The sequence below is a fragment of the Roseateles sp. YR242 genome, assembly GCF_900109745.1.
GTDB lineage: Bacteria > Pseudomonadota > Gammaproteobacteria > Burkholderiales > Burkholderiaceae_C > Roseateles.
Window position 1 is genome coordinate 799,675 of record NZ_FOAV01000002.1, and the last position, 19,401, is coordinate 819,075.

At 67.7% G+C, this 19,401-nt stretch carries 15 protein-coding genes; 7 read left to right on the forward strand and 8 right to left on the reverse strand.

Annotation, left to right across the window (positions count from 1 at the left end):
- Positions 1-148: 148 nt before the first annotated feature.
- A complete protein-coding gene (locus BMY53_RS07105; protein WP_092945027.1) occupies positions 149-1,474 on the forward strand; it encodes an ANTAR domain-containing protein in 1,326 nt (441 codons plus the stop codon).
- Between the two features lie 24 nt (positions 1,475-1,498).
- Here the strand turns inward: BMY53_RS07105 and BMY53_RS07110 are convergent, their stop codons facing one another.
- The 4 genes from BMY53_RS07110 to BMY53_RS07125 form a co-directional block, all read right to left on the reverse strand.
- Positions 1,499-2,314: an ABC transporter ATP-binding protein gene (locus BMY53_RS07110; RefSeq protein ID WP_177200769.1), complete on the reverse strand. Its 816-nt coding sequence runs from the start codon at positions 2,312-2,314 to the stop codon at positions 1,499-1,501.
- Positions 2,315-2,378: 64 nt separating this feature from the next.
- The gene (gene ntrB, locus BMY53_RS07115) at positions 2,379-3,326 is read right to left on the reverse strand and encodes a nitrate ABC transporter permease (RefSeq protein ID WP_092945029.1); all 948 of its coding nucleotides are present in this window, start codon (positions 3,324-3,326) and stop codon (positions 2,379-2,381) included.
- Between the two features lie 96 nt (positions 3,327-3,422).
- Entirely contained in the window at positions 3,423-4,646 is a 1,224-nt protein-coding gene (locus BMY53_RS07120; protein ID WP_092945181.1) for a CmpA/NrtA family ABC transporter substrate-binding protein, read from the reverse strand.
- Positions 4,647-5,117: 471 nt separating this feature from the next.
- Positions 5,118-5,798, reverse strand: a complete 681-nt coding sequence (locus tag BMY53_RS07125; protein ID WP_177200770.1) for an ANTAR domain-containing response regulator — start codon at positions 5,796-5,798, stop codon at positions 5,118-5,120.
- 330 nt (positions 5,799-6,128) lie between these two features.
- On the opposite strand from BMY53_RS07125, the gene icmF reads away from it, so the two are divergent.
- Together icmF and BMY53_RS26685 are read left to right on the forward strand one after the other, a co-directional pair.
- The gene (gene icmF, locus BMY53_RS07130) at positions 6,129-9,422 is read left to right on the forward strand and encodes a fused isobutyryl-CoA mutase/GTPase IcmF (RefSeq protein WP_092945033.1); all 3,294 of its coding nucleotides are present in this window, start codon (positions 6,129-6,131) and stop codon (positions 9,420-9,422) included.
- Between the two features lie 177 nt (positions 9,423-9,599).
- Entirely contained in the window at positions 9,600-11,132 is a 1,533-nt protein-coding gene (locus tag BMY53_RS26685) for a methyl-accepting chemotaxis protein (RefSeq protein WP_310732101.1), read from the forward strand.
- Positions 11,133-11,354: 222 nt separating this feature from the next.
- Here the strand turns inward: BMY53_RS26685 and BMY53_RS07140 are convergent, their stop codons facing one another.
- The 4 genes from BMY53_RS07140 to BMY53_RS07155 all read right to left on the reverse strand — a co-directional run bounded on the left by BMY53_RS07140 (position 11,355) and on the right by BMY53_RS07155 (position 15,716).
- On the reverse strand, positions 11,355-12,464 hold the full coding sequence (locus tag BMY53_RS07140) for a calcium:cation antiporter (protein ID WP_092945037.1): 1,110 nt from the start codon (positions 12,462-12,464) through the stop codon (positions 11,355-11,357).
- 222 nt (positions 12,465-12,686) lie between these two features.
- Positions 12,687-13,886 (reverse strand): GGDEF domain-containing protein, encoded by a 1,200-nt coding sequence (locus BMY53_RS07145; protein ID WP_177200771.1) that lies wholly within the window; start codon positions 13,884-13,886, stop codon positions 12,687-12,689.
- Between the two features lie 277 nt (positions 13,887-14,163).
- Positions 14,164-15,015 carry a DUF72 domain-containing protein gene (locus BMY53_RS07150; RefSeq protein WP_092945041.1) on the reverse strand — a complete coding sequence of 284 codons (852 nt, stop codon included), beginning with the start codon at positions 15,013-15,015 and terminating at the stop codon, positions 14,164-14,166.
- Entirely contained in the window at positions 15,012-15,716 is a 705-nt protein-coding gene (locus BMY53_RS07155) for an ArsR/SmtB family transcription factor (protein ID WP_092945043.1), read from the reverse strand. The genes BMY53_RS07150 and BMY53_RS07155 overlap by 4 nt, the downstream gene beginning before the upstream one ends.
- Positions 15,717-15,910: 194 nt before the next feature.
- Between BMY53_RS07155 and BMY53_RS07160 the strand changes: the two genes are divergently transcribed.
- From BMY53_RS07160 to BMY53_RS07175, 4 genes are all read left to right on the forward strand, one after another.
- The gene (locus BMY53_RS07160) at positions 15,911-16,891 is read left to right on the forward strand and encodes a cytochrome P450 family protein (protein WP_092945045.1); all 981 of its coding nucleotides are present in this window, start codon (positions 15,911-15,913) and stop codon (positions 16,889-16,891) included.
- On the forward strand, positions 16,888-17,241 hold the full coding sequence (locus BMY53_RS07165; protein ID WP_092945047.1) for an antibiotic biosynthesis monooxygenase family protein: 354 nt from the start codon (positions 16,888-16,890) through the stop codon (positions 17,239-17,241). Before BMY53_RS07160 ends, BMY53_RS07165 begins: the two co-directional genes overlap by 4 nt.
- Before the next feature lie 236 nt (positions 17,242-17,477).
- On the forward strand, positions 17,478-18,689 hold the full coding sequence (locus BMY53_RS07170) for an acyltransferase family protein (protein WP_092945049.1): 1,212 nt from the start codon (positions 17,478-17,480) through the stop codon (positions 18,687-18,689).
- Positions 18,690-18,738: 49 nt separating this feature from the next.
- Positions 18,739-19,218, forward strand: a complete 480-nt coding sequence (locus tag BMY53_RS07175) for a CreA family protein (RefSeq protein ID WP_092945193.1) — start codon at positions 18,739-18,741, stop codon at positions 19,216-19,218.
- The last annotated feature ends 183 nt before the right edge of the window (positions 19,219-19,401 follow it).

Genomic DNA, 19,401 nt, shown 5'->3' on the forward strand with positions numbered 1-19,401 from the left:
GCGCGTCGTTGCACCCCACCGGTTCTCTCGCAAGTCCTGTGCCATCAGGGGCTGCCCGGACGGGCCTCGCGTCAGGCCCCTTCCCTGCCGTATGCTGCAGCGCTTCCTCGATGGACAGGTTGGACCGCAATCTCTCTCTGTACAGGCCATGATCGCCCCCGCCTCACCGCTGCCCTTGCCCACCGCCCCGACGGCCGACGAAGCGCCCGCGCGCGTCCTGCTGCTGGGCCAGCCATGGCTGGCCAGGGAAGATAAAGGGGCGCCGATGCACTGGATCTGCGCACACCTGCACCAGGACGAGCGCAACAGCCTGGTGCATGCGGTCCAGGCCCATGCCCCCGATGCCCTGCTGCTGCACGCGGACAGCCCGGCGGCACTGGAGGCGTGGCTGGACACCCTGGAAGCCGCCCGGGCGGCAGGTTCGGCCGAGGACGGACGGCAGCTCCCGCCCGGCGTCTGTGTCTCGGCGGACACCACGCCGCAACGGCAGCGTCGCGCCCTGGCGCTGGGCGTGGAGGTGTGGCTGGAGGCACCGGTCAGCACCGAGGCGCTGCATCGCCAACTCCGCTGGGCGGTCTGGCGCGCGCAGGCCCACGCGGCCCAACTTGCACTGATCCAGGGCCAGCTGGACGACCGCAAATGGACCGAGCGCGCCAAGGGCCTGCTGATGACCGCGCGCGACCTGGATGAGGGCGGCGCCTTCCGCCTGCTGCGTGAAGCCGCCATGCATGCCCATCTGCGGCTGGGCGAGGTGGCCCGGTCGGTGGTCCATGCGGCCCAGCGTGCCGAGGCGGTAAACCTGGCCGGCCAGCAGCGCATGCTCAGCCAGCGGCTGGTCAAGCTGATGGCCCAGCGCGCCGCCGGCATCGAGGCCAAGCGTGCAAAGCTGCTGCAGGACGAAAGCTGCGAGCGGGTGTCCGCCAACCTGGCTCGACTGCCCAGCTTGTTGGCGGCAGACGTGGACCTGGCCGCGCTGACGCTGGCCTGGGAGCGACTGCAGCGCTGCCTGCGCGGCAAACCTGACCTCGCCCTGCTGCTGGAAGCGGACGCGGCCGCGCAAACCTTGCTGGACCTGTCGGACCGGCTCGCGACGGACATCGCCGCCGCCGGCATGGGCCGGCCCTTGCACATCGTGAACCTGTGCGGGCGCCAGCGCATGCTGAGCCAGCAGCTGACGAAAGAAGCCTTGCTGGCGGACCTGCTGCCGCAGCGTGATGCCGGCGCGTTGGCGGACAGCCTGGACCGGTTTGCCGCCGGGCTGGTGGAGCTGGAGGCGGCGCCGCTCTCCAGCGAGGCCATCCGTGCCCTGCAGGCCGAGGTGGGCGCGGAGTGGCTGCGCCTGATGCGCTGCCTGCGCGACACCCACGGCAAGGAGGCGGCCACCGGCCTGGCCCGCAGCAGCGAAGTGTTGCTCCACCAGCTGGACATGTTGACGGGCCTGTATCAGCAGAGCCTGCAGCTCATCCTGGGCTGAGCGTCACGCGTCGGGCGTGGCGCCTCAGGCGGCTGCCGACTCGCCGTGACGGTGGCGGGTGTAGAGGAAATCGATCACGGCCTTGCGGGCATGCATGTAGACCGGGTCCTCCGCCAGCGCCACCCGGTCACGCGGGCGTGCCAGCGTGACGGGGAGGATCTCGCCGATGGTGGCGGCCGGGCCGTTGGTCATCATCACGATGCGGTCGGACAGCAGCACGGCCTCGTCCACATCGTGGGTGACCATCACCACGGTGCTGTGCGTGGCAGCGACGATCTTGAGCAGCTCGTCCTGCAGATGGGCGCGGGTCAGTGCATCCAGCGCGCCGAAGGGCTCGTCCATCAGCAGCACCTTGGGCTCCATGGCCAGTGCACGGGCAATGCCCACCCGCTGCTTCATGCCGCCGGAGATCTCATGGGGGCGCTTGGCCATCGCATGCCCCATGCCGACGAGTTGCAGCGCCGCCTCGGTGCGCTCGATGAGGCGGGGCTTCGATTCGCGAGGGCCGAAGACCGTCTCGACGGCCAGCATCACGTTGTCGAAGCAACTCAGCCACGGCAGCAGCGAGTGGTTCTGGAACACCACCGCGCGCTCGGGGCCCGGGCCCGCGATCTCGCGTCCGTCGCACAGCAGGCCGCCGTTGGTGGGCCGCAGCAGCCCGGCGATGAGATTGAGCAGGGTGGACTTGCCGCAGCCGGAATGGCCGATCAGCGACACGAACTCACCGCGGGCAATGTCGAGGTTGATGTCACGCAGCGCAGGGAATTTGCCCTGCTTGGTCGTGAACACCATGTCGGCCTGCTGCACCCGCACGAATGGCGCCAAGGATTGGGTCGTCATGTTGGGCTCCTGGGAGGATCACGAAATAAGGCGAGAGACAGTGGAAGCGGGAGACACGGCGCTATCACTCGAAGCGGCGGGCCAGCGAGACCAGCATCCACTCCAGCAGCATGCCCACCAGGCCGATCACGAAGATGGCGATGAGGATGTGCTGCACGTTGAGGTTGTTCCACTCGTCCCACACCCAGAAGCCGATGCCGGTGCCACCGGTCAGCATCTCGGCCGCGACGATCACCAGCCAGGCAGTGCCCACCGAGAGCCGCACGCCCGTGAGCAGGTAGGGCATGACCGCCGGCAGCAGGATGCGGGTGACCAGCTTCCATTCAGACAGGCGCAGCACACGTGCCACATTGAGATAGTCCTGCGGCACACGCTGCACACCGACGGCGGTGTTGACCACCATGGGCCAGATGGAGCAGATGAAGATGGTCCAGATGGCCGCAGGGTTGGCGCTCTTGAAGACCAACAGGCCGATCGGCAGCCACGCCAGCGGGGAGACCGGCTTGAGCAGGCTGATCAGTGGCGAGAGCATGCGGCTGGCGAAATCAAAGCGGCCGATCACGAAGCCCAGCGGAATGCCCACCGCCGCTGCCAGGCCAAAACCCAGGGCCACGCGCTGCAGCGAGTTCAGGACGTTCCAGCCAATGCCCTGGTCATTCGGGCCGTTGCGATAGAAGGGATCGGAGAACAGCTTGACGGCGGCCTCCCAGGTGGACGCTGGCGTCGGGAAGGCGCCGCCCTTCTGCGTGGCCAGTTGCCAGACCAGCAGCAGCACGGCCAGGCCGACCACCGGGGGCAGCACCCGCATCCAGAAGGCGCGCCAGGCCGCCGCATGGCGCCAGGGCGGCCTGCTGACCACCGGCATCGGTGTCATCGGCACGGGTGCCGGCGTTGGAGACACCACACTGGTGGGCTGGGCATCACGGGCCAAAGGCAGGGGCGACGCCGCGACCGAGACGGTCACCGGACCGGCACTGCCGTCACTGGGGGAATGGAATACTGCACTGACCATGGCACTCTCCTGGCGGCAATGAGGCTGATGGGCACTTGATGGGCACCTGATGGGCGCTAGAACGACGCTTGAACGACGCGCGAAAGCGCGGCGCCGTCAGGCCCGCACCTTGAAGCTGTCGGCGTATTTGGCGGGGTCCTTGCCGTCCCAGACCACGCCGTCCATGAGCTTGCTGGTGCGGACCACCTCCTTGGGCACGCTCACGCCCAGGGCCGAGGCGGCCGACTTGTAGAGGTCGATCTGGTTGATCTGCCGCGCCACGCCCAGATAGTCCGGATGCTCCTTGAGCAGGCCCCAGCGCTTGTGCTGCGTGAGGAACCACATGCCGTCCGACAGGTAGGGAAAGTTGACCGCACCATCATTGAAGAACTTCATGTAGTTGGGGTCGTCCCAGGTCTTGCCCAGGCCGTTCTGATAGCGGCCCAGGATGCGCTGGTTGATGGCGTCCACACTGGTGTTGACGTAGGCCTTGTCGGCAATGGTCTCGGCCATCTTCTGCTTGTTGGACAGACTGGCATCGATCCAGCGGCTGGCCTCCAGCACCGCCATGATCACGGCACGAGCGGTGTTGGGGTACTTCTTGACGAAGTCGCCAGTGGTGCCGAGCACCTTCTCGGGATGGTCCTTCCAGATGTCCTGCGTGGTGATGGCGGTGATCCCGATGCCATCGATGATGGCGCGGTGGCCCCAGGGCTCGCCCACGCAGAAGCCGTCCATGTTGCCCACCCGCATGTTGGCTACCATCTGCGGCGGCGGCACGGTGATGACCTTGGCCTCCTTCATCGGATGGATGCCCGCGGTGGCCAGCCAGTAATAGAGCCACATGGCGTGGGTGCCGGTGGGGAAGGTCTGGGCGAAGGTGTATTCGCGCTTGTCCTTCTGCATCACCTTGGCCAGCGAGCCGATGTCGGTGGCGCCTGCATCGGCCAGCTTCTTCGACAGGGTGATGGCCTGGCCGTTGTTGTTCAGGGTCATCAGGATGGCCATGTCCTTCTTGGGACCCGCCACACCCAGGTGCACGCCATAGATGAGGCCATAGAGCACATGGGCCATGTCCAGCTCGCCGTTGACCAGCTTGTCGCGCACACCGGCCCAGGAGGCCTCCTTGGTGGGCACGATCTTGATGCCGTACTTCTTGTCGAAGCCCAGGGCAGCGGCCATGACCACCGAGGCGCAGTCGGTCAGCGGGATGAAGCCAATGCGGACTTCCTCCTTCTCCGGCTTGTCAGAGCCCGCCGCCCAGGCGCCCCCGCCCGGAATGGCCGACAGGCCGGACAAGGCCGCGCCCGTGGCGAGCAGCTTGCGACGCTCAGCACTCATCAAACCCTCCTTGGATGTCTCGGAACCGCTGGGACCGCTGGAACTGTTGTGCATGCAGGAATCTCCGATGCCGCGCGGCGCTTGCCGCGCAAGTGGCCAGAACAAACAAAAAAGGCGTCTCGATCGGGCGCGTGCCGCAGCAGCGGCACACACCGGATCGGACGCCTTTGTCCAATTCGCCGATGGGCAGGAGGCCTACGCCGTTGCAGGCCTCAGCAACGGTCTCGCATGAAGCGTGCCAGCGGGAGCGCAGCCCGCTGCCATCACGCGCCAGCGGAAGACCTGCCGTCCCTACCCGGGGGGGAGTGCGCTGGCACGGTGGGCTGCGGCGCCAGACCGGGAACGGCGGCCGTGCACTGTCCGGTGGCCGATTGCGCCGCAATGGTGCGCCACCACGGTGCATGGCTTGACCAGTCCGTCGCGCAGGACCTGCCTGCGCCGGTTTCCACCTCAAGCTCGGTCCGGCCCCGCTCAGCCCGGGCGCAGCAGCTCATGCGCGTCGATCACGCGCTGCGCGACCTGCGCCAGGGTCTCGCCACGGTCCATGGCGAGGCGCCGCAGGCGCTGGTAGGCCTTGTCCTCGTCCAGGCCCAGCTCGCTCATGAAGATGCCCTTGGCGCGGTCCACCAGCTTGCGGGAGGCCAATTGCACCTGGGCCTTGTTGAGCTCCTCGCGCAGCGCAAGGTCCTGCTCGAAACGGGTAATGGCCACCTGCAGCACCGGCGCCAGCCGCTGTGCCTGCAGCCCGGCCACCACATAGGCGCTGACACCGGCCTTGATGGCGCGGCGCATGGGGGCCTGGTCGGCGTCCTCTGAAAACACGACCACGGGCCGTGGCATGCGCGCCGACAGGGTTGCCAGGTTCTCCAGGGTGTCGCGCGTGGGGGACTCCGCATCGACGATGACCACGTCCGGCTGCAGCCGCAGCACGCAGTCGTGGATCAAGGTGGCCTGCTCGATCACGCCGACGACCTCACAGCCCTGGCGGGCCAGTTCTTCGCTCAGCAGGTGCACACGGTGTGCGCCGTCGTCGATGAGCAGCACCCGCAGGCCCTGGGTGGCGGGCGGCGAGCTGTGTGGCGCGGCCGACGCAGTAGGCGCAGAAGGCGCGGACGGCGGTGCTGGCGTGGAGGGTGGGCGGGGGGCTTGCACCGTGGGCGCCGCGCAAGTTTCATGCCGCGGTGGCGGGCGATGGCGATGGCGATGGCGATGGCGATGGCGATGGCAGTGGCGGGCAGCGGGCAGCGGGCGGCGGGCGGCGGGCGGCGGGCAGCGGGCGGCGGGCGGCGGGCGGCGGGCGGCGGGCGGCGGCGACACGGTTTCAACATGGCGGGGGCGGATAAGAGGGTTTACCCTTGGATACCGTTTACGTTAACGTCAATCGGCGCCTAGAATCGACCGCAACCGGAACGCCCAGCGTCGCCACGAGCGACACAGTCTGCAATCACGACGGACGCGGGCGGCCGTGCTGGAGACAACCGTATGACCGAGATGTCCGCCGCGTACCAGGCCCTGGCCGAGTACCGCCCTACCCACAAGGTCCGTTTCGTGACCGCCGCCAGTCTGTTCGACGGGCATGACGCCGCCATCAACATCATGCGGCGCATCCTGCAGGGCATGGGGGCGGAGGTGATCCACCTGGGCCACAACCGCTCGGTGGACGAAGTGGTCACCGCCGCCTTGCAGGAGGACGCGCAGGGCATTGCCGTGAGCAGCTACCAAGGTGGCCATGTCGAGTACTTCAAATACATGGTGGAGCTGCTGAAGCAGCGCGGCGGCGACAGCATCCAGGTGTTTGGCGGCGGCGGCGGCGTGATCGTGCCCGCCGAGATCCGCGACCTGAACGACCACGGCGTGCGCATCTACAGCCCGGAAGACGGTCAGCGCATGGGCCTGCAAGGCATGATCGGCGAGATGCTGATGCGCTGCGACCAGGCACTGGCCGCCCGGGCGCCCTACCGTCTGGAGGACCTGCAGGGCCATGACGAAGCCGCCTGGCGCGCATTGGCGCGCACCATCACCGCACTGGAGAACGAGCAGGCCGATCCGGACTTCCAGGCCTTCACCCAGGCCTTGCGGGCCACCGCCGCCGATATTCGCGCCCCGGTGCTGGGCATCACCGGCACGGGTGGGGCGGGCAAGTCCAGCCTCACGGACGAACTGATCCGCCGCCTGCGGCTGGATGAGGGCGACCGGCTGCGCGTGGCGGTGATCTCCATCGACCCCTCGCGCCGCAAGAGTGGCGGCGCGCTGCTGGGTGACCGCATCCGCATGAACGCGATCAGCCCGTGGTCGGCAGGCCCCAGGGTGTACATGCGTTCACTGGCCACGCGGGATTTCGGCTCGGAGATCTCCAAGGCGCTGCCGGATGTGATCGCGGCGGCGAAGGCGGCCGGCTTTGACCTGGTCATCGTGGAGACCTCGGGCATCGGCCAGGGGGATGCCGCCATCGTGCCGCATGTGGATGTGCCGATGTATGTGATGACGCCGGAGTTCGGCGCGGCCAGCCAGCTCGAGAAGATCGACATGCTGGACTTTGCCGAGTTCGTGGCCATCAACAAGTTCGACCGCAAGGGTGCGGCCGATGCCTGGCGCGATGTGGCCAAGCAGGTGCAGCGCAACCGCGAGGCCTGGGGCCGCAAGCCGGAGGAGATGCCGGTGTTCGGCACCATGGCCAGCCGCTTCAATGACGACGGCGTGACCGCGCTCTACCAGGCGCTCAAGCCGCGGCTCGCCGCGTTGGGCCTGTCGCTCTCCGCTGGCCGGTTGCCGCTGGCGGACACACGTTTCAGCACGCACCAGACCCCCATCGTGCCGCCGGCGCGTGCGCGGTATCTGGCGGAGATTGCCGATGCGGTGCGGGCCTACAAGCGCCGCGCACAGGCGCAGGCACGCCTGGCACGTGAAGTGCAGCAGCTCCAGGCCAGCGCGGCCATGCTGGGCGAGGCCGACGCGGCGGCGGACGTCTCGGCGCTGCATGCGCTGGCCGAGGACCGCCAGGCACGGCTGGATGCTGACGCCCGGGGGCTGCTGGCGCGGTGGCCCGAGGTGCAGCAGGCCTATGCGGGCGACGACTATGTGGTGAAGATCCGCGATCGGGAGCAACGCACCGCGCTGGTCTCGAGCAGCCTCTCCGGCACGCGGATCCGCAAGGTGGTGCTGCCGACCTATGAGGACCATGGCGAACTGCTGAAATGGCTGATGCTGGAGAACCTGCCAGGCTACTTCCCCTTCACGGCCGGTGTGTTCCCGTTCAAGCGCGAAGGTGAAGACCCGACCCGCATGTTTGCCGGTGAAGGGGATGCCTTCCGTACCAACCGCCGTTTCAAGCTGGTGTCCGAAGGTCTGCCTGCCAAGCGCCTCTCCACAGCCTTCGACTCGGTGACGCTGTATGGCGCCGACCCAGCCCCGCGGCCCGACATCTACGGCAAGGTCGGCAACTCCGGCGTGAGCATCGCCACGCTGGACGACATGAAGGTGCTGTACGACGGCTTTGATCTTTGCGATCCGACGACCTCGGTCTCCATGACCATCAACGGCCCAGCGCCCACCATCCTGGCGATGTTCATGAACACCGCCATCGACCAGCGCCTGGCGCGCTTCCACCAGGAGCACGGCCGCGCGCCGACGGCCGACGAGGCCGCCGGCATCCGGGCCATGGTGCTGACCCAGGTGCGGGGCACCGTGCAGGCCGACATCCTCAAGGAGGACCAGGGCCAGAACACCTGCATCTTCTCGACCGAGTTCTCGCTGAAGGTGATGGGCGACATCGCCGACTACTTTGTACGGCACAACGTGCGCAACTTCTACTCGGTATCGATCAGCGGCTATCACATCGCTGAAGCCGGCGCGAACCCGATCTCGCAGCTGGCCTTCACGCTCTCCAATGGCTTCACCTTTGTGGAGGCCTACCTGGCGCGCGGCATGGACATCGACGACTTCGCCCCCAACCTGAGCTTCTTCTTCAGCAACGGCATGGACCCGGAGTACACCGTGCTGGGCCGTGTGGCCCGGCGCATCTGGGCCGTGGCCCTGCGGGACCGCTACGGGGCCAACGAGCGCAGCCAGAAGCTGAAGTACCACGTCCAGACGTCCGGCCGCAGCCTGCATGCGCAGGAGATCGCGTTCAACGACATCCGCACCACGCTGCAGGCGCTGATCGCCGTCTACGACAACTGCAACTCGCTGCACACCAATGCCTACGACGAGGCGATCACCACGCCCACCGAGGAGTCAGTGCGCCGCGCCATGGCCATTCAGCTCATCATCAACCGCGAATGGGGCCTGGCGAAGAATGAGAACCCCAGCCAGGGCGCCTTCATCATCGAGGAGCTGACGGCGCTGGTGGAGGAGGCGGTGCTGGCCGAGTTCGAGCGCATTGCTGAACGGGGCGGGGTGCTGGGGGCCATGGAAACGGGCTACCAGCGCGGCAAGATCCAGGAAGAGTCGATGCATTACGAGATGCTCAAGCACACCGGTGAGTTCCCCATCATCGGGGTGAACACCTTCCGCAACCCGCAGGGGGACCCGGTGCCGGAACACATCGAGCTGGCCAGATCGACCGAGCAGGAGAAGTCCGGCCAGTTGCAGCGGCTGGAAGCCTTCCAGACCCGCCATGCGGCCCAGGCTCCGGCGTTGCTCAAGCAATTGCAGCAAGCTGTGATCGATAACGGCAACGTGTTCGAGGTGCTGATGGAGGCGGTACGGGTCTGCTCTCTGGGCCAGATCACGGCAGCGCTGTTCGAGGTGGGGGGGCAGTACCGGCGCAGCATGTGAAGGCCGGGCTGCGCCATCGCCGCCTGCGCACGACGTCACATTCGCCGTCCCGATCCGCGTGAACGCGGGGATCACCCACCCTGGCCGCTGGTTGCCGCCCGCGGAGCCCACTCCCATAATCAACGGCACACTTATCGACGTTGGGGGTCCGCCATGCTGTTCCAGGGGCTCAATCGGATGAAGATCACCACGCTGCTGCAGGTCGGTTTTGCAGCGGTGCTGGCGATGGCGGCGCTGATGACCGGCGTCGGGGTGTACAAGCTCCGCGAGATGATGCGGCTCAGCGAGGCGCTGCATCAGCAGGAGCAGCGCCGCAACCAGGCCGCGGTATGGCGTGGCGCCACGGAGCTCAATCTCAACCGTGTGATGGCCATTGCCAAGTCGGGTGGCCAAGCCACCTTGAGCGAGTATCTGAGTGGCCAGATGGGGAAGACCACGGAGCGCATCAATCAGCTCCAGTCCGAACTGGATGCCGGCATCACCGACAAGGAACAGAAGGCGCAGCTCGGGGAGATCGCCGAGGCGCGCAAGCGGTATGTGGACATCCGCAAATCGGTGATGGCGGCCATCCAGGCGGACCCGACCACGGGCCAGCGCCAGGTGGACCAGACCCTGGCACCGGCAGCGGCCGCGTATCTCGCCGCCGTGGACAAGCTGGCCTTGCTGATTGCGGAGGATACGGATGCCTTCGCCGTTCAGCAGGCCGCCCAGGCCCGTGAAGCCAGCGTGCTGATGATGACGTTGACCGGCTTGGCGGTGGCGTTGGGTGTGCTGATCGCGTGGCGCATCACGCATTCGGTGCGGGCGCCCATGGTGCAGGCCGGAGCGGTGGCCGCGACGATTGCCAGCGGCGACCTGAGCCAGGACATCCATGTGGACCGCCATGACGAGATCGGCGCCCTGCTGCGCGAACTCAGCCGCATGCAGGACGCCTTGCGGCGCATGGTGAGCCAGGTGCGCGAAGGCACCGAGACCATCAACGTGGCCACACAGGAAATTGCCACCGGCAATCAGGACCTCTCCTCCCGGACGGAGGCCACGGCCTCGAATCTGCAGGAAACCGCTTCTTCACTGGAGCAGCTCACCGGCACGGTGGCGCACACTGCCAGCTCGGCGCGTCAGGCCAATGACCTGGTGAGCGCGGCGCGAAGCTCCGCTTCCAAGGGCGGCGCGGTGGTTAGCGAAGTGGTGGCGGTGATGCAGCAGATCGAGACCAGCTCACGCAAGATCAACGACATCATCGGCGTGATTGACGGCATTGCATTCCAGACCAACATCCTGGCGTTGAATGCGGCGGTGGAAGCGGCCCGTGCCGGCGAGCAGGGCCGGGGGTTTGCGGTGGTGGCCAGCGAGGTACGGGCCCTGGCGCAGCGCAGCGCGAGTGCGGCCAAGGAGATCAAGGCCTTGATTGGCGAAAGCGTCGACCGGGTAGCCTCCGGCACGCGACTGGTGACGGATGCCGGCGAGGCCATGGGGGAGATCGTGCAGGGCGTTCGCCACGTGGCGGAGATCGTCGGCGAGATCGCCACCGCAGCCGCGGAGCAAAGTGGCGGCATCGGCCAGGTCAACGTGGCCGTGCAGCGGCTGGACGAGATGACACAGCAGAACGCCGCGCTGGTGGAGGAGTCCGCCGCTGCGGCAGGCTCGTTGCAGAGCCAGGCGCAGCAGCTCAATGCGCTGGTGAGTGCGTTCCGCCTGGTGGGGCGCTGAAGCGCCCGCTTGTTGGGGCGCTTCAGCGCGAGGTACGTCAGCGCGAGGTACGTCAGCGCGAGGTACGTCAGCGCGAGGTACGTCAGCGCGAGGTACGTCAGCGCGAAGTGCGTCAGCGCGAGGTGTTTCAGCGCGTGGGGCTTCAGTGGCCCGCTACCTGAGGCACGAGATCAGTTCACCACGTCAAAGCACCTCGTCAAAGAACCTCGTCAAAGAACCTCGTCAGGGCACCACGGCGAGGAACAGGAACACCGCGAACACCACCATGTGAACCGCCCCCTGGAGGACGGTGGCCCTACCGCCCGCCAGTGTCAACCCGCCCACGATGAAGGTCAGGAAGAGCAGCACCATGCTCAGCGGTGTGAGCCCCAGCACCAGTGAATGCGGGAACAGAGGGGACAGCACCGCCACCGTCGGGATGGTGAGGCCGATGCTGGCCAGGCCGGAGCCCAGGGCCAGGTTGAGACTGGTCTGCAGACGGTTGTGCAGGGCCGCCCGCACGGCGGCCACGGTCTCGGGCAACAGGACCAGCAAGGCCACGATGACCCCGACCAGCGACGGCGGTGCGCCCACACTGCTGACCGCCTTTTCGATGGTGGGCGCCAGCAACTTGGCCAGGCCCACCACCCCCACCAGGCAGGCCATCAGCAGGGCCAGGCTGACCAGGGCCACGCGGGTGCTGGGCGGCGCGGCATGCGAATCCTGGTCGTCCACACCGGTGACCGGCAGGAAGTAATCCCGGTGGCGGACGGCCTGCACAAAAACGAAGGCGCCATACAGGACCAGCGACACCGCCCCGGCAAACAGCAGTTGCGTGCGGGTGAAGGTGGGGCCGGGTGAGCTGGTGGTGAACGCGGGCAGGACCAGCGTGAGCACCGAGAGCGCGGCCAGCACCGCCAGCGTGGGCCCGGTGCCCTCGACCCGGAAGTTCAGCTCCCGGTGGCGCCAGCCGCCGACCAGGATGCACAGGCCCAGCACGCCGTTGCAGACGATCATGATGGCGGAGAAGACGGTGTCCCGCGCGAGGGTGTTGGTGGACTCACCACCGGCCAGCATCAGCGAGACGATCAGCGCCACTTCGATGATGGTGACCGCCACCGCCAGGACCAGTGACCCATAAGGTTCACCGACGCGGTGGGCCACCACCTCCGCGTGGTGCACGGCGGCGAGCACCGCGGCGATGAGCAGCACACTGACGGCCGACAGGGCCACCCAGCCTCCGCCGTCTGACAGGCCCAGCAGGGCTGCAATGGCGGCCACCGGGGACAGCAGGGTCCAGAGCGGCAGTGCTGCGGGCAGGCGGAGGAGCAAAGAGGTCTTGGAGGTAGCCATGGACCAAGCATAGACCACCCTCACGCGCGGCCGCCATGACTGTCAATGACCGTTGGCACACGGAATTGTCCAGTCCGGGGCGCCATACCCGAAGACCGTCAGGAAGCTGCCAGAACGGGGTGGGCGCCACCACTGGAGGTGGGGATGGCTCCGGAAAATCCGGTGGCGCGCTCAGGCGCAGCATTGACTGAACGGAACGCGACGGGTCGGGACGCGACGGGGTCAGGCCGTGCGGCCGATGATGTCTGCGGCAGGCGGCATCACCGGGCCTTCATGCACATGCACGCGATTGCGTCCTGCCCCCTTGGCGCGGTAGAGGGCCTGATCGGCCAAGGTGAAGAGCTGCTCCGCGCCCAGCTGCAGGCCGGGTGTTGCCACGGCGATGCCGGCGGAGACGGTGATGTTGAAGGGGGCACCGCTTTCGTCCTTCAACTGCAGGGCGGCGATGCCTTCGCGGATCTGGTCCACCAGGCTGGTGGCGCCAGCACCATCGGTGGCTGGCAGGATGAGCACGAACTCCTCACCGCCCCAGCGGCCCATGACATCGGAGCCACGCAGCCGTTGCCGGACCTCGCTGGCAAAGCAGCGCAGGGCGGTGTCGCCGGCCGGGTGGCCGTGGCTGTCGTTGATCACCTTGAAGTGGTCCAGGTCCAGCAGCACAAAGGCCACGGGGGAGGCCTCGCGACGGCCGCGTTCGAGGGCGTGGCGCAGCAGGGTGTCTGCCGTGCCACGGTTGAGGCAGCCGGTGAGGGTGTCGGTGGAGGCCATCTCTTCCATGCGGCGGGCGATGCGCTCGAAGTTGGCCAGCACGAAGCCGAAGCCCGCGCCGATGAGGCAGATGAAGCTGAAGAGGAAGGTGAGGCCCTGGCCCAGGCTGCCCTGCATGAGGTCGAGATAGTCCTCGGGGTGGCGCCAGGCGTGGACGGCACGCAGGATGAGGCTGGTGGCCGCCAGGACGAGGGTGAGGGCCACGCTGCGCAGCGAGGACTCGGCACGCCAGCCGGGGCCCAGCAGGACCGCGATGCCGGGCATCAGCAGCGCGGCAAAGACCAGCGAGATGGCCCCGGTGCGCACCGCCAGCGGCCAGGCGAGCATCCATGCGGTGAGGACCCAGGCCAGACCAGGGCCGCACCACCACCACCAGCGGGGCAGCGAGCGGCCGAGGACATGGCGAAAAATGCCCTCGCAGTAGATGACGATGCCCAGGGCGATGAGCCCATTGCCAGCCAGTGCGGAGATCCAGGTGGGCAGGAACACGCGGGCGGCCAGCATGCTGAAACCGGCCAGGAGCGTCCAGGAACCCCAGGTCCAGAGGCCCAGGTCCAGGTAGCGCAGGCGGCTGCGTTGTGCCATCCAGAGCTGAATGCCGAGCATCGCGAACCCGCTGAGCAAGGCCAGCATCAAGGTCGGGATGTGAAGCATCACGGGCGACATTCGCACATGATAGGCCTCGCGCTGCGGTTGCTGCGGGGGTTATTACGCTTCAAGCCCCCGCAGAAAGTGGCAGCCCGGGCTCCCTTGGCTCCATGTCATTCCTGGCCGGCTTCGCCGACCATTCCCTTCTTGACTTACGCCAAGGGAGCCCGGGCCGCCACTTTCCGAACCGAGAACTTCAACGGCCTCCCCAGGACATCGTCGCAGTGGTGGTCGCTGGGTCGTGGTTGTTGCGCCGGGGGAAGCAGAGAGCTTCCCTGGGGGATCAGGCGAGACGGGAGAGCAAAGCCTGTGCGGCAGCGGGCGCACGCTCCTTCGCACCACTGATGAAGAAGACAAAAACGTCCCTGGGATGCGCGGGAGGCTCATGCGCAGGGTCGATGAGCGGCAAGCCGGTGGGCTGACCACCGGACCGCCAGACGCGGGCACAGGCGGCCAACTGGTCCAGGGTCGCGTCGTCCACACCGGTCTGAAGCTCGGAACGGGTGCGCATGATGCGGGTGTAGACAAAATCGGCCGTGAGGTCCGGCAACGCCGGATAGTCGTCAGACTCGGTGAAGACGACACCCGCCCGATGACGGCGCGCCAGCGCGAGGAAGGCCGGGTCCCGGAAGCTGTCGTGGCGAACATCCAGGACATGCCGCAGCCGCAGGCCCGCCAGCTCCTGCGGCAGCAACGCCACAAAGGCGCCGAAGTCGTCCGGGTCAAACCGCTTGCCGGGCGCGAACTGCCACACGATAGGCCCGAGCTTGTCCCCCAGCTCCGCCACACCACTGTGAAGGAAGTGCTGAACAGACTCCCCGGCTTCGGCCAGCACACGTCGATTGGTGGTCAGCCGGTGCGCCTTGAGCGAGAAGACAAACCCGTCCGGCGTGTCATCACGCCACTTCGCAAAGGTGGCCGCGCGCTGGGTGCTGTAGTAGGTGCCATTGATCTCGATGGCCGTCAGCTGGCGGCTGGCATAGTGAAGCTCCTTGGCCGCAGCCAGGCCCGGCGGATAAAAGGTCTGCCGCCAAGGCTCGAAGGTCCAGCCGCCCACACCGACGCGGATGGCCGCGTGGCCCGAGGGCGCCGTGATCGCCGTGGTGGCCGAGGGGGAACCTTGCGCTGTGTTCATGTCGTGGAATCCTCCAGCAAGCGGTTGAGTCGGGTCGCGCCTCGGCGCGTGACAGTGAGGGCGCGGCTGTCCAGGGTCGGCGCCAGCCAGCCCTGGTCCAGCATGCTGCGCAGCCAGGCAGCCCCCAGCGCGCCACCCAGGTGCGGCCGGCGCTCACTCCAGTCCATGCAGGCACAGGCCAGCCGGCGACGTTCGCCCGATGCGGCACGGACATCCACGCCCAGCGCCCGCCAGGCATCCAGGCCCGGGTCGCTGATGAGATAACCCCGCGGTTCGTCGTCATTGACCATCAGCCAGCCGCGCCGCAACGCATGGTCATGCAGGCGCACACCCCAGTGGCCGGCCAGATGGTCATAACAGCGCCGCGCCTCGCGCAGGCCAACCGGTGTGGTGGGTTCGAACGTCGGTCGCGGCTGGCCCGCCAGCACCAGAAGCGCCTCCAGCGCCTGCCCCACCGAGGCACCGGCCAGCCGGTAGTAACGGTGCTTGCCCTGGGCCATGCATTCAACAAGCCCTTGCGCCAGCAGGCGAGACAGATGCGCGCTGGCTGTGGACGCCGCCACCTCCCCCACCGCCGCCAACTCCGTGGCCGTGCGGGCATGCCCGTCCATCAGGCAGCACAACATGCGCGCCCGTACAGGCTCCGCCATGCTCCCCGCAATGTGCGCGAGCGCCTGATCGGCCGTAGGGCTTGCATCCATGCTTCGATGCTAAACGAAGCGTGTCGGTAGCCACGCGGCGAACATGCGTTTGTCCGGGTTTACCGCTTCACATGCCTCAGGGATTCCCTGCACAACGCATCGCGACCGATGTGCCCCGCGTCGGCTCGCGGGCGTGATGCAGCGCTTCCCTTGGCACCGCCCCGATCCAAGGCCCGGAGAACGAGGAGTCGTTGATGAGCGTCTGTCCCCATGCCCTGCTGACCCACCCCGACCTGGGCGTACGCCCACCGGGCCAGCCCCAGCCCGCCCACCTGGCCCGGCACGCCGGCGCCGTGGCCGACCAGTTCAAGAAGTGGCTGCGGCAGCGGGATGACGATGCGCATGCCGCGCAGAAGCTGGCCGTGACGCAAGCGCTGCGCGCCGTCTCGGAAGACGATGTCCGCCGAGAAGCGCGACGACAGGCATCGGTGGCGCTGCCCGGTGGCTGGAACCATTGGGTCTGGGCCGTACCGGCCGTAACGGTCGCCGGCTTGCTGGGGCTCCCTGTGGGCACCCTTGATGAGCAACGGGATCTGGTGCAGCAGCTGCGTACCCTGGCAGCCGGACTGGCCCCGGATGCAGACGCCGCGGATGCCGCCGTGGCCGTTGCGCGTGCGGACCAGGCCACGCTGGAACTGCTGGCCGCGTTGCGGGCCGCCGAGGCCACCGCGCCGGATGCGCCGCTGCAATGGGCATGGCTGCACCAGGCCGGCGCCGCAGCCTGGCCAGACCCCGCCACGCGCGAAGCGAATCGGCTGGCGCTGCTGTGGCAAAGCCATGAGGCCGGCACCGCGCTGCTCAGCCATGGCCTGTGGGCGTTGGTCAGGACCGGGGTAGCGCCGGACCGCACCACCCTGAAGGACATCGCCCGCGAAGGTGGCGCCGTGCGGCTGACCCGCCGATTTGCGCAACGGCCCACCTCGTGCGAAGGACATGCCCTCACCACTGGCGACGCTTTGTCCATCGAACTGACCGGCGGCGATCACGCCTTTGGCGACGGCCCGCATCGCTGCCCGGGCCAAGGCATTGCGCTGACGTCGATCGAAGCCGCGCTGGCGGTCGCAGCCCGGCAGCAGCGCCTGCCCTTGCCTGTTACCGCACACCCGCTGTCACTGCCCAACATGGCTATTCTTCAATTCCACCACCCCTTGCCATCGACAGAGGTTTCAACATGATCGCGGTAATCTTCGAAGTCGTTCCCGCCGACGGCGAGCGCGAGCACTACCTCGGCATTGCCGCCGACCTCCGGCCGCTGCTGGAGACGATGGACGGTTTCATCAGCGTCGAGCGATTCCAGAGCCTGACGGATCCGTCCAAGGTGTTGTCGTTGTCGTTCTGGCGCGATGAGGCTGCCGTGCAGGCGTGGCGACAGCTGGAAGAGCACCGCGCGGCGCAAGCGGCCGGCCGCAGTGGCGTGTTCAAGGACTATCGCCTCCGGGTCGCCACCGTGATGCGGGACTACGGCATGCATCAGCGTGAGCAGGCACCTCACGACAGCCAGGCCCGGCATGGGGGCAGTGCCTGACCGGGGGTCACACGATCCGCCCGGCGGCGCGGGTGGCACGGGGACGGGCATTCAATTTCAGGTAACGGCCGTTACGGCGCAGCGTCAAGCAGGTTGCCGGGCCCACGGCAGCAGAGAATCGCGGCCACCACGCAAGGCGGCGGTTCCCCGTCTCCCGCCAGCCCTGCATGACTGCTGAGCAGCACTGATGAGTTCATCTGCTTAGGGAACCTCTGCATCACTCCCGACGCCCGCGCATGCCCCCTGCCACGCCCCACATCAACACCCCGCCCCCTCTGGCACCGCCCCGCCTGCACGGCCTGGACCTGCTGCGGGCCCTCGCCATCGTGCTGGTGTTCACCTACCACTACGCGCTGTTCGTGAGCGGCGAGCCCACCTTCGGCTGGGTCAGCACTTTGGGCTGGACGGGCGTGGACCTGTTCTTCGTGCTCAGCGGCTACCTGATCGCCAACCAGTTGATGGCCGGTTTCCGGCGTGGCGGGGAGCTGTCGTTGCCCCGCTTCTACGGCCGACGCCTGCTGCGAACGCTGCCCAGCTTCTACGTAGTGTTGGCGTTGTTCTGGCTGTTTCCGGTGGCCATGGGCGGCCGGCCGCCCCCGCCCCTGTGGCGCTTCCTGAGCTTCACGCAGAACGTCGGGCTGCCACCCGGCACCGCGTTCTCGCATGCCTGGTCGCTGTGCATCGAGGAGCAGTTCTATCTGGTGCTGCCCGCCACGTTGGCGCTGGGCTGGTCACTCAAGCGCCACCGCCGCGCACTGGCCTGGACAATGATCGGGTTGCTGACCGTGGCGGCCTGTGCGTGGCGAGACCACCTGTGGCAGTTGTACGGGCGCGAGGCCGAGGGCGCCGTGGCGCTCTATCACCCGCATCTGTATTACGCCAGCCTCGCGCGGCTGGATGAGTTCCTGCCCGGCGTGGCGGTGGCGCTGCTCAAGCACGGGCACCCCCGGGCATGGTTACGCCTGATGGCCAGCCCGCGCGTGCTGCTGGCGCTCGGGCTGGCGGCCTGCGTCACGATGGGTGCGTTGCTGCTGGATGGGTATTACATCAACGGCTATGGCTACGGCCGCGCCATGACCGCTCTGGGCTACAGCCTCAACGCCTGGAGCTTCGCCCTGCTGGTGATGGCCGCGCTGGCACCGGCCGGGCCGCTGGCGCGCGTCGTCGTGCCAGGCGCTGGCGCGCTGGCGCGCTGGTCCTATGCGCTCTACCTGACCCACAAACCCGTCGGCTATCTGATGATCCAACCCATGGCCGCCGTGGGCATCGCCGCCAATGCCTGGACGGCCATCCCGGTGGTGACCCTGGCTTGCCTGCTCGGCGGATGGCTGCTGCATCGGCTGGTGGAGCTGCCCTTTCTGGCGCTGCGTGACCGCTGGCTGCCGACCCAGTTCCTGAGCCCCGGCCGTGCTACAACGGGAGACTCCAGGAGTGCGCAGCATGCTTGATTTCATGGGTGGTTCCATCCGTTTTTCCATCCGCCCGACGGTGTCGTCCATGGCGGCTCTGACCCTCATCGCCTTGGGTTTAAGTGCCGGACCCGGCACCGCCCATGCCGCCGAGTCCGATGCCATCGGCGAGGTGGACACCGTGTTCAAGCTGATCGGCCCGGATCACAAGATCGTGGTGGACGCCTATGACGACCCGGCCGTGCAAGGCGTGACCTGTTATGTCTCGCGCGCCAAGACCGGCGGCGTCAAGGGCGCGCTGGGCCTGGCGGAGGACAAGTCCGAAGCGTCGATCGCCTGCCGTGCCGTCGGCCCCATCAGCATTCCAAAACCACTGCCCCGCAAGGAGGAAGTGTTCTCGGAACGCCGGTCGTTGATCTTCAAGCGGCTGCGGGTGGTCCGCATGGTGGACCCCAAGCGCAACACCCTGATCTATCTGACCTATTCGGACCGTGTGATCGAAGGCTCGCCACAGAACAGCGTGACGGCCGTGCCGGTGGATCACGGGACGCCGATTCCGGTGAAGTGACGGCGCTCAGGCGCTCAGTTGTTCCTGCGAGCTCTTGGTGCTCCTTTTTGCACTCGGGCGCTCTCAGGCGAGCCGCAGCGCCCGCCCACCGCACCGGCCACCGTCGCCAGTTCGGATGACGTGGGGCCGACGCCCGGGCTGACACCCGGGGCAGCCACGGCCCCAGGGGCCACAATGGGTCAG

What these genes read in the sequence shown, in the direction of transcription:
- BMY53_RS07110 (WP_177200769.1), bottom strand. Translation starts at nt 2,314, where the DNA reads ATGACGACCCAATCCTTGGCGCCATTCGTGCGGGTGCAGCAGGCCGAC.
- BMY53_RS07150 (WP_092945041.1), bottom strand. Translation starts at nt 15,015, where the DNA reads ATGAACACAGCGCAAGGTTCCCCCTCGGCCACCACGGCGATCACGGCG.
- BMY53_RS07175 (WP_092945193.1), top strand. Translation starts at nt 18,739, where the DNA reads ATGGCGGCTCTGACCCTCATCGCCTTGGGTTTAAGTGCCGGACCCGGC.
- BMY53_RS07120 (WP_092945181.1), bottom strand. Translation starts at nt 4,646, where the DNA reads ATGAGTGCTGAGCGTCGCAAGCTGCTCGCCACGGGCGCGGCCTTGTCC.
- BMY53_RS07155 (WP_092945043.1), bottom strand. Translation starts at nt 15,716, where the DNA reads ATGGATGCAAGCCCTACGGCCGATCAGGCGCTCGCGCACATTGCGGGG.
- ntrB (WP_092945029.1), bottom strand. Translation starts at nt 3,326, where the DNA reads ATGGTCAGTGCAGTATTCCATTCCCCCAGTGACGGCAGTGCCGGTCCG.
- BMY53_RS26685 (WP_310732101.1), top strand. Translation starts at nt 9,600, where the DNA reads ATGAAGATCACCACGCTGCTGCAGGTCGGTTTTGCAGCGGTGCTGGCG.
- BMY53_RS07160 (WP_092945045.1), top strand. Translation starts at nt 15,911, where the DNA reads ATGAGCGTCTGTCCCCATGCCCTGCTGACCCACCCCGACCTGGGCGTA.
- BMY53_RS07105 (WP_092945027.1), top strand. Translation starts at nt 149, where the DNA reads ATGATCGCCCCCGCCTCACCGCTGCCCTTGCCCACCGCCCCGACGGCC.
- BMY53_RS07165 (WP_092945047.1), top strand. Translation starts at nt 16,888, where the DNA reads ATGATCGCGGTAATCTTCGAAGTCGTTCCCGCCGACGGCGAGCGCGAG.
- icmF (WP_092945033.1), top strand. Translation starts at nt 6,129, where the DNA reads ATGACCGAGATGTCCGCCGCGTACCAGGCCCTGGCCGAGTACCGCCCT.
- BMY53_RS07170 (WP_092945049.1), top strand. Translation starts at nt 17,478, where the DNA reads ATGCCCCCTGCCACGCCCCACATCAACACCCCGCCCCCTCTGGCACCG.
- BMY53_RS07140 (WP_092945037.1), bottom strand. Translation starts at nt 12,464, where the DNA reads ATGGCTACCTCCAAGACCTCTTTGCTCCTCCGCCTGCCCGCAGCACTG.
- BMY53_RS07145 (WP_177200771.1), bottom strand. Translation starts at nt 13,886, where the DNA reads ATGCTTCACATCCCGACCTTGATGCTGGCCTTGCTCAGCGGGTTCGCG.